This is a genomic window from Pseudomonas sp. E102 (genome assembly GCF_052660185.1).
The window spans coordinates 5117111-5128463 of sequence record NZ_CP084025.1 but is presented as its reverse complement, the minus strand read 5'-3'; the positions used below and the strand labels follow the sequence as shown (position 1 = coordinate 5128463).

Here is an 11353-nt window from a genome sequence, read left to right as displayed (position 1 = left end):
CAAGCAAGAATCCATTTCTACGAAGCGTTATCAGACTTTTCCGATTGTTTTTATACAAACACCAAGTTTCGCACCCCTAATAAAAATGCCCCGACAACCGGGGCATTTTTATATCGCAGCGCTGTTCGCTATTTAACCAACCGCCAGGTAAAGGGATATCGGTACGGCTGCCCCTCATTGGCTTTCACACCGCCAATAATGGTCAGCACCAGCGCACCGATGGCGACCAGGCCAAACAGGAAGAAACCGATCACCACGATCATCAGCAGCAAGCTGATCGCCGCAGCGATCGCCACAGTGATTTGGAAGTTCAGCGCTTCCTTGCCCTGGGCATCGATGAACGGGTCGGACTCACGCTTGAGCTGCCAGATGACCAGCGGCCCGATCAGCGAACCGAACGGAATGAAAATTCCCAACAGTGCAGACAGGTGACAAAACATTGCCCATTGCCGCGCTTCTTTGCTCGGTTGGGGCAACAGGACTTGCTCATCACTCATGACATTCTCCTTGTCTGAAGCGCACAACAATCAGTCGGCCAACGCGGCCTTTTGCAATTCGAAGATCTCGGTCATGCCTTTCTTCGCCAGCTCCAGCATAGCGTTCAATTCTTGCGGCTGGAACGGCGCGCCTTCGGCAGTGCCCTGGACTTCGATGAAGCCGCCAGCGCTGGTCATGACCACGTTCAGGTCGGTCTCGGCGGCGGAGTCTTCGAGGTAGTCCAGGTCCAGCACCGGCTCGCCCTGGTACATGCCCACCGACACCGCGGCGATCATTTGCTTGAGCGGGTCACCGCCCTTGAGGCCACCGCGTTTCTTGATCACTTTCAAGGCGTCGACCAACGCAACCATCGCGCCGGTGATGGAAGCGGTGCGGGTGCCGCCGTCAGCCTGGATCACATCGCAATCGACATACAGCGTCACATCACCAAGCTTGGACATGTCCAGCGCAGCGCGCAGGGAACGGCCGATCAATCGCTGGATCTCCAGGGTCCGGCCGCCCTGCTTGCCACGGCTGGCCTCGCGCTGGTTCCGCTCGCCGGTGGCGCGCGGCAGCATGCCGTATTCGGCGGTCAACCAGCCTTGCCCCTGGCCCTTCAGGAAGCGAGGCACGCCGTTTTCGACGCTGACGGTGCAGATGACCTTGGTATCACCGAATTCGACCAGTACAGATCCCTCGGCGTGTTTGGTGTAGTTGCGGGTAATGCGGATCGAGCGAAGCTGATCGGCAGCGCGACCACTTGGACGTTTCATAGGGAACACCTGTACAGGGGACGGAAAACTGCTGGGCATTATAAAGCCGTGCGCTGCCATAAGGCAGGTCTAAAAATCCAACGCGACGGACGAACGCGCTCAAAGCCCCGGCCGACGGGCTGCAGCGCTTTGTTACCGGAGCTGTTTGGGCGCTTGCGTCGCACTGCGCTACAATCCTGCGCCTTTGCTGTCCTTCAGCATCAACCCACAGACCCCAGGCCCCACGACGACCGATTGTGGCCGGCTTGCATTGCGAGGAATCCCCATGGTGCACAGCATGACCGCCTTCGCCCGAGTCGAAAAGGCCGGCGCCCAAGGCACGCTGAGCTGGGAATTGCGCTCGGTCAACAGCCGCTACCTGGAGCCGCATCTGCGCCTGCCCGAATCCTTCCGCGATCTGGAAGGCAGCGTGCGCGAAGCGCTGCGCCAGGGCTTGTCCCGGGGCAAGTTGGAATGCACCCTGCGCTTCACCGAAGAAAGCAGTGGCAAGACGCTGCAGGTCGATCGCGAACGCGCTGCGCAACTGGTCGCGGCCGCAGAAACCGTCGCCGGCTTGATCAAGAACCCCGCCGCCCTCAATCCGTTGGAAATACTGGCCTGGCCAGGCGTGCTGGTCGGCGATGCGAGCGATCCCCAAGCGCTGAATGCCGAGGCGCTGGCACTCTTCACTCAAGGGCTGAAGGAACTCAAGGCGGGTCGCGAGCGTGAAGGCGCGGAGCTGGCCCGTCTGATCAACGAGCGCCTGACCTCTATTGAAGAAGATGTCGTCACCCTGCGCGAACTGGTCCCGCAAATGCTCGCCACCCAACGCCAGAAAGTCCTCGACCGCTTCGCCGACATGAAGGCCGAGCTGGACCCGCAGCGCCTGGAACAGGAAATGGTCATGCTCGCGCAAAAAAGCGACGTGGCCGAAGAACTGGATCGCCTGAGCACCCACATCATCGAAGTTCGCCGGGTGCTCAAATCCGGCGGTGCGGCCGGTCGCCGCCTCGACTTCCTGATGCAGGAGCTCAACCGCGAAGCCAATACACTGGGCTCCAAAGCCTTCGACCCGCGCAGCACGCAGGCGGCGGTCAACCTCAAGGTGTTGATCGAGCAAATGCGCGAACAAGTGCAGAACATTGAGTAAGGCTAACCCGACATGACCCACAGCACCGGCACTCTCTACATCATTTCCGCGCCCTCGGGCGCTGGCAAGACCAGCCTGGTCAAGGCATTGATCGATGCCGAGCCGCAGATCCGCGTCTCGGTCTCGCACACCACCCGCGCCATGCGCCCGGGCGAAGTGAATGGCGTGAACTATCACTTCGTTGACCGTGAAGAGTTCGTGAGGATGGCCGAGCACGGCGACTTTCTCGAGCGCGCCGAAGTCTTCGGCAACCTCTACGGCACTTCGCAGAGCTACCTCCAGCAAACCCTCGACGAAGGCCACGACCTGATCCTGGAAATCGACTGGCAAGGCGCCGAGCAAGTTCGCAAGCTGATGCCCCAGGCCCGCTCCATCTTCATCCTGCCGCCGAGCCAGCAAGCCTTGCGCCAACGCCTGACCAACCGCGGCCAGGACAGCGATGAAATCATCGAAGGCCGGATGCGTGAAGCGGTCAGCGAAATGAGCCATTACGTCGATTACGATTATCTGATCATCAATGACGATTTTGCCCACGCGCTGGACGACCTGAAGGCGATTTTCCGCGCCAGCCAGCTGCAACAGAAGCGCCAGCAGCAACGTTTCGGCAAGCTTTTGGCTGAACTGCTGGGCTGAACAGCCCTTCCCAAAACCGCTGCGACGGCTTTACATTGGTACTCGCAGCGCGCCGAGGGGTTTGATCAAAAAATCAGCGCTTCCCTAAACGCTGGTGTTTTTTTAAACTGTTGAGTCCGCTCGCCCAACCGGGCAGCGCGCATATTGCATTCGCTCCGAGGAATACCATGGCCCGCGTAACCGTTGAAGACTGCCTAGAACACGTGGAAAACCGCTTTGAGCTGGTCATGCTCTCTACCAAGCGTGCCCGTCAACTGGCCACCGGCGGCAAAGAGCCATTGGTCCAGTGGGAAAACGACAAGCCTACCGTGGTAGCGCTGCGTGAAATCGCCGAAGGCCTGATGAGCTACGAGTTCATCGCCAACGCTGAAATCGTTGAAGACGAACCGCTGTTCGCAGCGTTCGAGGACGAGTCCAACGAGGCGGTCTAAGCCTATGCCTGGTCGACGTAGCACGGCGCGGGGTCACAGCAGACGGCAGGAGTCACTATCATGCCGAGCATAGACGCCCTCGCCGATCGCTTATCGGCCTACCTCGGCACGGACCAGGTCAACCTGGTCCGCCGAGCCTATTTCTACGCCGAACAAGCCCACGACGGCCAGCGCCGCCGCAGCGGCGAGGCGTACGTCACGCACCCGCTCGCGGTGGCGAATATCCTTGCCGACATGCACATGGACCATCAGAGCCTGATGGCGGCCATGCTCCATGACGTGATCGAAGACACCGGCATTGCCAAGGAAGCGCTGCAAGCGCAGTTCGGCGAAACCGTGGCCGAACTGGTCGACGGGGTCAGCAAGCTGACCCAGATGAACTTCGAAACCAAGGCCGAGGCCCAGGCCGAAAACTTCCAGAAAATGGCCATGGCCATGGCCCGCGATATCCGCGTGATCCTGGTCAAGCTCGCCGACCGTCTGCACAACATGCGCACGCTGGAAGTGCTGTCCGGCGAGAAACGCCGGCGAATCGCCAAGGAAACCCTCGAAATCTACGCACCCATCGCCAATCGCCTGGGCATGCACGCAATTCGCATCGAGTTCGAGGACCTGGGTTTCAAGGCGATGCACCCGATGCGTTCGGCGCGCATCAACCAGGCCGTCAAGCGCGCCCGGGGCAATCGCAAGGAAATCGTCAACAAGATCGAAGAGTCCCTGAGCCACTGTCTGGCCATCGACGGCATCGAAGGCGAAGTCAGCGGGCGGCAGAAACACCTGTACGGCATCTACAAGAAAATGCGCGGCAAGCGCCGGGCCTTCAACGAAATCATGGACGTCTATGCGTTCCGGATCATCGTCGACAAGGTCGATACCTGCTACCGCGTGCTGGGTGCTGTCCATAATTTGTACAAACCGCTGCCTGGGCGCTTCAAGGATTACATCGCGATTCCCAAGGCCAACGGTTACCAGTCGCTGCACACCACGCTGTTCGGCATGCACGGCGTACCGATCGAAATCCAGATCCGCACCCGTGAAATGGAAGAGATGGCCAACAACGGCATCGCCGCCCATTGGTTGTACAAATCCAGTGGCGACGAGCAACCCAAGAGCACTCACGCCCGCGCGCGGCAGTGGGTCAAGGGCGTGCTGGAAATGCAGCAACGGGCCGGCAATTCCCTGGAATTCATCGAGAGCGTGAAGATCGACCTGTTCCCGGACGAGGTCTACGTCTTCACGCCCAAGGGCCGGATCATGGAGCTGCCCAAAGGGTCCACAGCGGTGGATTTCGCCTACGCCGTGCACACCGACGTCGGCAACAGCTGCATTGCCTGTCGCATCAATCGTCGCCTGGCACCGTTGTCCGAACCGCTGCAAAGCGGCTCCACGGTGGAAATCGTCAGCGCCCCCGGCGCGCGCCCCAACCCGGCGTGGCTCAACTTTGTGGTCACCGGCAAGGCCCGCACGCATATCCGCCATGCGCTGAAGCTGCAACGTCGCTCCGAGTCCATCAGCCTGGGCGAACGCCTGCTGAACAAGGTACTGAACGGCTTCGACAGTTCCCTGGACAAGATCCCGGCCGAGCGCGTACAGGTCATGCTCCACGAATACCGTCTCGAATTGATCGAAGATCTGCTCGAGGACATCGGTTTGGGCAATCGCATGGCCTACGTCGTCGCCCGCCGACTGCTCGGCGAAGGCGAACAATTGCCGAGCCCTGAAGGTCCGCTGGCGATTCGCGGCACCGAAGGCCTGGTCCTCAGTTACGCCAAGTGTTGTACGCCGATTCCTGGCGATCCGATTGTCGGCCATCTGTCCGCCGGCAAAGGGATGGTGGTGCACCTGGACAACTGCCGCAATATCAGCGAAATCCGCCACAACCCGGAAAAATGCATCCAGCTTTCGTGGGCCAAGGATGTCACCGGCGAATTCAATGTCGAACTGCGCGTCGAGCTGGAGCACCAGCGCGGCCTGATCGCACTGCTGGCCAGCAGCGTCAACGCCGCCGACGGCAACATCGAGAAAATCAGCATGGACGAACGCGACGGTCGCATCAGCGTCGTCCAACTGGTGGTCAGCGTGCACGACCGCGTACACCTGGCCCGCGTGATCAAGAAACTGCGCGCCCTGACAGGGGTCATCCGCATCACTCGCATGCGCGCATAGCGTCTCACTCGCCCTCATTACAAGGAGTCATGAATGACCAAGACCGTTATCTCCAGCGACAAGGCCCCGGCCGCCATCGGTACTTATTCCCAGGCGATCAAGGCGGGCAACACCGTTTACATGTCGGGGCAAATCCCGCTGGACCCGAAAACCATGGAGCTGGTCGAGGGCTTCGAAGCCCAGACCGTGCAAGTGTTCGAGAACCTGAAAGCCGTGGCCGAAGCTGCCGGCGGTTCGTTCAAGGACATCGTCAAGCTCAACATCTTCCTCACCGACCTGAGCCACTTCGCCAAGGTCAACGAGATCATGGGCAAGTATTTCGACCAGCCTTACCCTGCCCGCGCTGCCATTGGCGTGGCTGCCTTGCCAAAAGGCGCCCAGGTCGAGATGGATGCCATCCTGGTCATCGAGTAAAACGCCCGGCGCAGCCTTTCCCGCTGCGCCGTTTTCGTTCTGAAAGGATTCCACCATGCGCAAAGCGCTTGCTTTCTCCCTGCTCGCCCTGCTCCTGGGCGGCTGCGCCAGCGACCCTGCAGACCGTGACATCAGCGGCACCTGGATCAACCAGGCCGCCATCGACGCTGCCGCCAAAGGCGGCCCGCTTCGCGAAGCATTGCAGGCCTATGGCCCGAACCTGGAATGGGACGTCAACACCCGGGCTGGCCAGGCGCGTTACACCAATGGTTTTGAGAATGTCGAAGGCAAGTTGCTGGGCGAAGAAGACGGCGCCTGGAAAGTCGACTTCTACGGCAGCTCGGCCAGCGAACTCAAGCGCGACGGCGACCAGTTGAGCCAGGCCGCCACCGAAAACGAACCACAGCAAGTGTTCGACCGCGCCCAAGTACAGGTACCGGAAGGCGCGCCGATTGGCGCCAGTTTCGAGCGCGCCCTGTATTCGGCTTATCTCGGCGGCATCTGGAACATTGCCGAAGGGCCTGGCCAGGGCGCCACCGTGCAATTCCAGCCCGATGGTCAAGTCAGCGGCTTGCCGGGCACTGATCGCTACGCCTTGTGCCTGGCCGGCGACTGCGCCTCCATGAGCGGTGGCAACGACAACATCTGGCTGCAACAGAACGGTCAGGGCAACACTTGGATTTTTTCCCGCGACGGCAAGAAACTGGAAATCTTCCAGACCGTGAACGCGGCGCTGGCGGATGAAATGCCGTCGTTCACGCCGGGTGATCGCAAATGGGTGCTTGAAAAGCGATAACCCGGTGTGCCCCCTGTGGGAACGAGCTTGCTCGCGATGGCGGTGTAACGGTCAACCTTGATGTTGACTGTTAGGGCCTCATCGCGAGCAAGCTCGCTCACAGAGTTGGTTTGGGGCTGTCAGGCGAATCAGCAACGACTTTCCAGAATCGCCGCATACCCCTCGCGAAAGCTCGGATAACGCGGCGTCCAGCCCAACGCCTTGGCCCGGGCGTTGCTGCAGCGCTTGCTGCCGGCGCGGCGCACGCTGGCGTCGTCGGCCCATTCGGTAACGCCCATGTAGTCACGCAACCAACCCACCACCTCGGCCAGCGGCGCGGGGGTGTCATCGACGCCGATGTAGCAGTCTTCCAGCGTCTTGCCCTGATGATCAGCTTTCAGCAGAAACGCCAGCAGGCCGGCGGCATCGTCGGCGTGGATGCGGTTGGCATAGAGCGGCGGGTCGATCACCACGCGATAGCCTTGGCGCACCTGGCTCAGCAGCCATTCCCGCCCCGGTCCGTAGATGCCGGTCAGGCGTATGCGACTGGCCGGGATGCCGCTGTCGAGTGCCACCTGCTCGGCTTCCAGCATCACTCGCCCGGAATAACCGCCCGCCTCGGTGGGCGAGCTTTCGTCCACCCACTCCCCGCCCTGCTGTCCATACACGCTGCTGCTGGACACAAAGAGCAATCGTTTGGGCCGCTGGCCATGCTGTTCCAGCCAGCCCAACACATGCTGTAACCCTTCGACATAAGCGGCACGATAGCCCGCCTCGTCATGATCGGTAGCGGCGGCGCTGTACACCAGATAATCCAACGACCCCACAGGCCAGTCGACGGGACACTGCGCACTGAACAGGTCCCCCGCGACACCGACAACCCCGGCCGGCAGGTTCGAAACCGTACGCCGCAAGCCATGGACCCGCCAATGTTCGGCCACGAGCTGGCTCGCCAGGCGGCCGCCTATATCGCCACAACCGGCGATCAAAACAGAAGGCGCGGACATCAAGAACTCCTCTGGGAAAGCCGCAGACTAGCCTTCGCATTGGACGAGCGGCTAGCCATGAAGCAAAAAAAGTTACTGTATTACTTTTGTTAACAAGAATTACTTGCAATAATGCTCGCCACTTTTGTTCTCGGCCTCACGAGGCCTGGAAGAACATCAACCTTCTTTTATTCTCAGGTCCGGCCAGCATGACACGTTCTTTCTCTTCCGCTTCGCCAACCAACCGACCCCGCGCCTGGGGCGCCGTGGCAGCCTTGCTGCTCAGTCTGATGCTGGCGCCGAGCGCCGCCTTCGCTGATGCGCAGACGCCCGCATCGACCCCCGCCACCACGCCTGCTGCCACCCAGGCACCGGCGGACCCGGCCGCACCTGCTGCAACGCCCGTGGCCACCGATCCGAGCCAGGCCGTCGAGGCCGAGGCGCCTCAAGTGCTCGAAGCCGACAATACCCTGGGCATGGCCCACGACCTGTCGCCGTGGGGCATGTACAAAAACGCCGACGTGGTCGTCAAAGCCGTGATGATCGGCCTGGCCATCGCCTCGATCATCACTTGGACGATCTGGATCGCCAAGGGCTTTGAACTGCTTGGCGCCAAGCGTCGCCTGCGGGGTGAAATCGCCGCGCTGAAAAAAGCCACCACTCTCAAGGAAGCCAGTGCCACCGCCGGCAAGGAAGGCACACTCGCCAACCTGCTGGTCCACGATGCGCTCGAAGAAATGCGCCTGTCGGCCAACAGCCGCGAGAAGGAGGGCATCAAGGAGCGCGTGAGCTTCCGCCTCGAGCGCCTGGTCGCGGCCTGCGGTCGCAACATGAGCAGCGGCACCGGCGTGCTCGCCACCATCGGCTCCACTGCGCCGTTCGTCGGCCTGTTCGGCACCGTGTGGGGGATCATGAACAGCTTCATCGGCATCGCCAAGACCCAGACCACCAACCTTGCCGTCGTTGCCCCCGGTATCGCCGAGGCCTTGCTGGCGACCGCATTGGGCCTGGTCGCGGCCATCCCGGCGGTGGTTATCTACAACGTCTTCGCCCGCTCCATCGCCGGCTACAAGGCCCAGGTTTCCGACGCTTCGGCCGAAGTCCTGCTGCTGGTCAGTCGCGACCTCGATCACCTGCCGCCCGAGCGTGGCTCGCAACCACACATGGTGAAAGTGGGGTAATCGGCCATGGGCCTGCATTTGAAAGAAGGCGCAGACGACGATCTGGCCGAGAACCACGAAATCAACGTCACGCCGTTCATCGACGTGATGCTGGTGCTGTTGATCATCTTCATGGTGGCCGCCCCGCTCGCCACCGTGGACATCAAGGTTGACCTTCCCGCGTCCACGGCCAAGCCGTCGCCACGGCCCGAGAAACCGGTGTTCCTGAGCGTCAAGGCGGACCAGCGCCTGTTCCTGGGCGAAGAGGAAATCAAGGTCGAGAGCCTCGGCCCGACCCTCGATGCCAAGACCCAGGGCAAGAAAGACACGACGATCTTCTTCCAGGCCGACAAAGGCGTGGACTATGGCGACCTGATGAGCGTGATGGACGCCCTGCGCGGCGCCGGTTACTTGAAGGTCGGCCTGGTCGGACTCGAGACGGCGCCGAAGAAATGATCACGACGCGCCAAAAACTGACGCGTTACAGCGGTAGCCTCGCCGTGGTGCTGGGCGTGCACGCGCTTGCCATCGCGCTGGCGCTGAACTGGACGACGCGTCCGCCCCTCGAATTGCCGCCCCAGGCGATGATGGTCGAGCTGGCGCCGGTTCCTGCCCCGCCACCGCCTGCACCGCCGAAAGTCGTCACACCGCCGACGCCTCCGGAGCCGGTGGAAGAGCTGCCATTGCCAAAACTGGCCGAAGCACCGAAGGCGGAAATCGCCGTGCCCAAGCCGGTCAAGCCCAAGCCGAAGCCCCAGCCGCCCAAGCCCAAGCCGGTGGAGAAAAAACCGGAGCCGCCGAAGGAAACGCCGTCGGAGCAAAAGCCCGCCGACACTCAGCCCACCCAGGCGCCGACCGAAAAGTCCGCACAACCGGCCCCAGGCCCGTCGCCCGCGCAAATGGCGGCCAAGGCGAGCTGGCAAGGCACACTGCTGGCGCACCTGGGCAAATACAAGAAGTACCCGGCCAGCGCCCAGGCACGCGGCAAGGAAGGCATGAACCGCCTGCGGTTCGTGGTGGATGCCGAAGGCAACGTGTTGTCCTTCGAATTGGTGGGCAAGTCAGGCAACGCCGATCTGGACCGGGCCACCCTGGACATGATCCGTCGCGCCCAACCGCTGCCCAAGCCACCGGCCGACCTGCTGACCAACGGCACGGTCGAGCTGACGGCGCCGTTCCTGTACTCCATCGACAAGCGCCGGCGCTGACCTCTAATTGCAAGCCCCTGTTTCAGGGGCTTCTTATTTGTGGCGAGGGGATTTATCCCCGCTGGGGCGCGTAGCGGCCCTAAAAAAGCTGACATGCCCCCCGGCTTTCCCGTCGCCAATCCTGTTCTTGGGGCCGCTTCGCAGCCCAACGGGGATAAATCCCCTCGCCACATCAGACATTCGACAGTGTCGCCGCGCGCCTCCAGTCTGATAACGTGCGTCTATCGATTGCAGCCGGTATGCTTGGCTCGCAACTTCACGGACGTTTCGCCATGACCCTCACAGAATTACGCTACATCGTGACCCTCGCCCAAGAGCAGCATTTCGGCCATGCGGCCGAGCGTTGCCATGTCAGCCAGCCGACACTGTCGGTGGGTGTGAAAAAGCTTGAAGACGAACTCGGTGTGCTTATTTTCGAGCGCAGCAAAAGCGCGGTGCGCCTGACCCCGGTCGGTGAAGGCATCGTGGCCCAGGCGCAAAAGGTCCTGGAACAGGCCCAGGGCATTCGCGAGCTGGCCCAGGCCGGCAAGAACCAGCTGACCGCCCCATTGAAAGTCGGCGCGATCTACACCGTCGGCCCGTACCTGTTCCCGCACCTGATTCCACAACTGCACCGGGTCGCCCCGCAGATGCCGTTGTACATCGAAGAAAACTTCACCCACGTGCTGCGCGACAAGCTGCGCAACGGCGAGCTGGACGCAATCATCATCGCCCTGCCGTTCAACGAAGCCGATGTCCTGACCCTGCCGCTCTACGACGAGCCGTTCTACGTTCTGATGCCGGCCCAGCACCCCTGGACCCAGAAAAAAACCATCGACGCCGGTCTGCTCAACGACAAGAGCCTGTTGTTGCTGGGCGAAGGCCACTGCTTCCGCGACCAGGTGCTGGAAGCCTGCCCGACGCTGACCAAGGGCAGCGAAGGTGCCAAGCACACCACGGTGGAATCCAGCTCTCTGGAAACCATTCGCCACATGGTTGCTTCCGGCCTGGGCATTTCCATCCTGCCGTTGTCGGCGGTGGACAGCCATCATTACTCCCCCGGCGTGATCGAAGTCCGCCCATTGACCGCGCCCGTGCCGTTCCGCACCGTTGCCATTGCCTGGCGCGCCAGCTTCCCGCGACCCAAGGCCATCGAGATCCTCGCCGACTCGATCCGCCTGTGTTCCGTGGCCAAGCCGCCCGCCGCCAAGTAAGCCGTGGC

Annotated in this window: 13 protein-coding genes; 10 read left to right on the top strand and 3 right to left on the bottom strand. The window is 61.7% G+C overall.

Annotated features, from left to right (window positions below; all coding sequences use genetic code 11):
- Positions 1–128: 128 nt before the first annotated feature.
- Both DOCECA_RS23080 and rph read right to left on the bottom strand, forming a co-directional pair.
- A complete protein-coding gene (locus tag DOCECA_RS23080; protein WP_186615200.1) occupies positions 129–497 on the bottom strand; it encodes a DUF4870 domain-containing protein in 369 nt (122 codons plus the stop codon).
- A gap of 30 nt (positions 498–527) precedes the next feature.
- Positions 528–1250, bottom strand: coding sequence for a ribonuclease PH (gene rph, locus DOCECA_RS23075; RefSeq protein ID WP_434561629.1), 723 nt, complete (start codon positions 1248–1250; stop codon positions 528–530).
- A 265-nt stretch (positions 1251–1515) separates the two neighbouring features.
- Here rph and DOCECA_RS23070 point away from each other — a divergent pair, with 265 nt between their 5' ends.
- From DOCECA_RS23070 to DOCECA_RS23045, 6 genes are all read left to right on the top strand, one after another.
- Positions 1516–2379, top strand: a complete 864-nt coding sequence (locus DOCECA_RS23070) for a YicC/YloC family endoribonuclease (protein ID WP_445571145.1) — start codon at positions 1516–1518, stop codon at positions 2377–2379.
- Positions 2380–2391: 12 nt separating this feature from the next.
- Positions 2392–3012, top strand: a complete 621-nt coding sequence (gene gmk, locus DOCECA_RS23065) for a guanylate kinase (protein ID WP_047735756.1) — start codon at positions 2392–2394, stop codon at positions 3010–3012.
- Between the two features lie 167 nt (positions 3013–3179).
- The gene (gene rpoZ, locus DOCECA_RS23060; RefSeq protein ID WP_003177259.1) at positions 3180–3443 is read left to right on the top strand and encodes a DNA-directed RNA polymerase subunit omega; all 264 of its coding nucleotides are present in this window, start codon (positions 3180–3182) and stop codon (positions 3441–3443) included.
- Between the two features lie 60 nt (positions 3444–3503).
- Positions 3504–5609: a bifunctional GTP diphosphokinase/guanosine-3',5'-bis pyrophosphate 3'-pyrophosphohydrolase gene (gene spoT / locus DOCECA_RS23055; protein WP_030142176.1), complete on the top strand. Its 2106-nt coding sequence runs from the start codon at positions 3504–3506 to the stop codon at positions 5607–5609.
- A 33-nt stretch (positions 5610–5642) separates the two neighbouring features.
- A complete protein-coding gene (locus DOCECA_RS23050) occupies positions 5643–6023 on the top strand; it encodes a RidA family protein (protein WP_030142177.1) in 381 nt (126 codons plus the stop codon).
- Between the two features lie 55 nt (positions 6024–6078).
- Positions 6079–6819: a hypothetical protein gene (locus DOCECA_RS23045; RefSeq protein ID WP_445571144.1), complete on the top strand. Its 741-nt coding sequence runs from the start codon at positions 6079–6081 to the stop codon at positions 6817–6819.
- A gap of 128 nt (positions 6820–6947) precedes the next feature.
- Here the strand turns inward: DOCECA_RS23045 and DOCECA_RS23040 are convergent, their stop codons facing one another.
- Positions 6948–7805: an SDR family oxidoreductase gene (locus DOCECA_RS23040; RefSeq protein WP_434649664.1), complete on the bottom strand. Its 858-nt coding sequence runs from the start codon at positions 7803–7805 to the stop codon at positions 6948–6950.
- Positions 7806–7993: 188 nt separating this feature from the next.
- Here DOCECA_RS23040 and exbB point away from each other — a divergent pair, with 188 nt between their 5' ends.
- The 4 genes from exbB (at position 7994) to DOCECA_RS23020 (ending at position 11345) form a co-directional block, all read left to right on the top strand.
- The gene (gene exbB / locus DOCECA_RS23035; RefSeq protein WP_434608851.1) at positions 7994–8965 is read left to right on the top strand and encodes a tonB-system energizer ExbB; all 972 of its coding nucleotides are present in this window, start codon (positions 7994–7996) and stop codon (positions 8963–8965) included.
- Positions 8966–8971: 6 nt separating this feature from the next.
- The gene (exbD, locus tag DOCECA_RS23030; protein ID WP_030142181.1) at positions 8972–9400 is read left to right on the top strand and encodes a TonB system transport protein ExbD; all 429 of its coding nucleotides are present in this window, start codon (positions 8972–8974) and stop codon (positions 9398–9400) included.
- Positions 9397–10152 carry an energy transducer TonB family protein gene (locus DOCECA_RS23025; RefSeq protein WP_434561619.1) on the top strand — a complete coding sequence of 252 codons (756 nt, stop codon included), beginning with the start codon at positions 9397–9399 and terminating at the stop codon, positions 10150–10152. The genes exbD and DOCECA_RS23025 overlap by 4 nt, the downstream gene beginning before the upstream one ends.
- Before the next feature lie 272 nt (positions 10153–10424).
- On the top strand, positions 10425–11345 hold the full coding sequence (locus tag DOCECA_RS23020) for a hydrogen peroxide-inducible genes activator (RefSeq protein ID WP_039593629.1): 921 nt from the start codon (positions 10425–10427) through the stop codon (positions 11343–11345).
- The last annotated feature ends 8 nt before the right edge of the window (positions 11346–11353 follow it).

Excerpts from the sequence above, each read along its gene's own strand:
- DOCECA_RS23080 (WP_186615200.1), bottom strand. The coding sequence starts at position 497 with ATGAGTGATGAGCAAGTCCTGTTGCCCCAACCGAGCAAAGAAGCGCGG.
- rph (WP_434561629.1), bottom strand. The coding sequence starts at position 1,250 with ATGAAACGTCCAAGTGGTCGCGCTGCCGATCAGCTTCGCTCGATCCGC.
- DOCECA_RS23070 (WP_445571145.1), top strand. The coding sequence starts at position 1,516 with ATGGTGCACAGCATGACCGCCTTCGCCCGAGTCGAAAAGGCCGGCGCC.
- gmk (WP_047735756.1), top strand. The coding sequence starts at position 2,392 with ATGACCCACAGCACCGGCACTCTCTACATCATTTCCGCGCCCTCGGGC.
- rpoZ (WP_003177259.1), top strand. The coding sequence starts at position 3,180 with ATGGCCCGCGTAACCGTTGAAGACTGCCTAGAACACGTGGAAAACCGC.
- spoT (WP_030142176.1), top strand. The coding sequence starts at position 3,504 with ATGCCGAGCATAGACGCCCTCGCCGATCGCTTATCGGCCTACCTCGGC.
- DOCECA_RS23050 (WP_030142177.1), top strand. The coding sequence starts at position 5,643 with ATGACCAAGACCGTTATCTCCAGCGACAAGGCCCCGGCCGCCATCGGT.
- DOCECA_RS23045 (WP_445571144.1), top strand. The coding sequence starts at position 6,079 with ATGCGCAAAGCGCTTGCTTTCTCCCTGCTCGCCCTGCTCCTGGGCGGC.
- DOCECA_RS23040 (WP_434649664.1), bottom strand. The coding sequence starts at position 7,805 with ATGTCCGCGCCTTCTGTTTTGATCGCCGGTTGTGGCGATATAGGCGGC.
- exbB (WP_434608851.1), top strand. The coding sequence starts at position 7,994 with ATGACACGTTCTTTCTCTTCCGCTTCGCCAACCAACCGACCCCGCGCC.
- exbD (WP_030142181.1), top strand. The coding sequence starts at position 8,972 with ATGGGCCTGCATTTGAAAGAAGGCGCAGACGACGATCTGGCCGAGAAC.
- DOCECA_RS23025 (WP_434561619.1), top strand. The coding sequence starts at position 9,397 with ATGATCACGACGCGCCAAAAACTGACGCGTTACAGCGGTAGCCTCGCC.
- DOCECA_RS23020 (WP_039593629.1), top strand. The coding sequence starts at position 10,425 with ATGACCCTCACAGAATTACGCTACATCGTGACCCTCGCCCAAGAGCAG.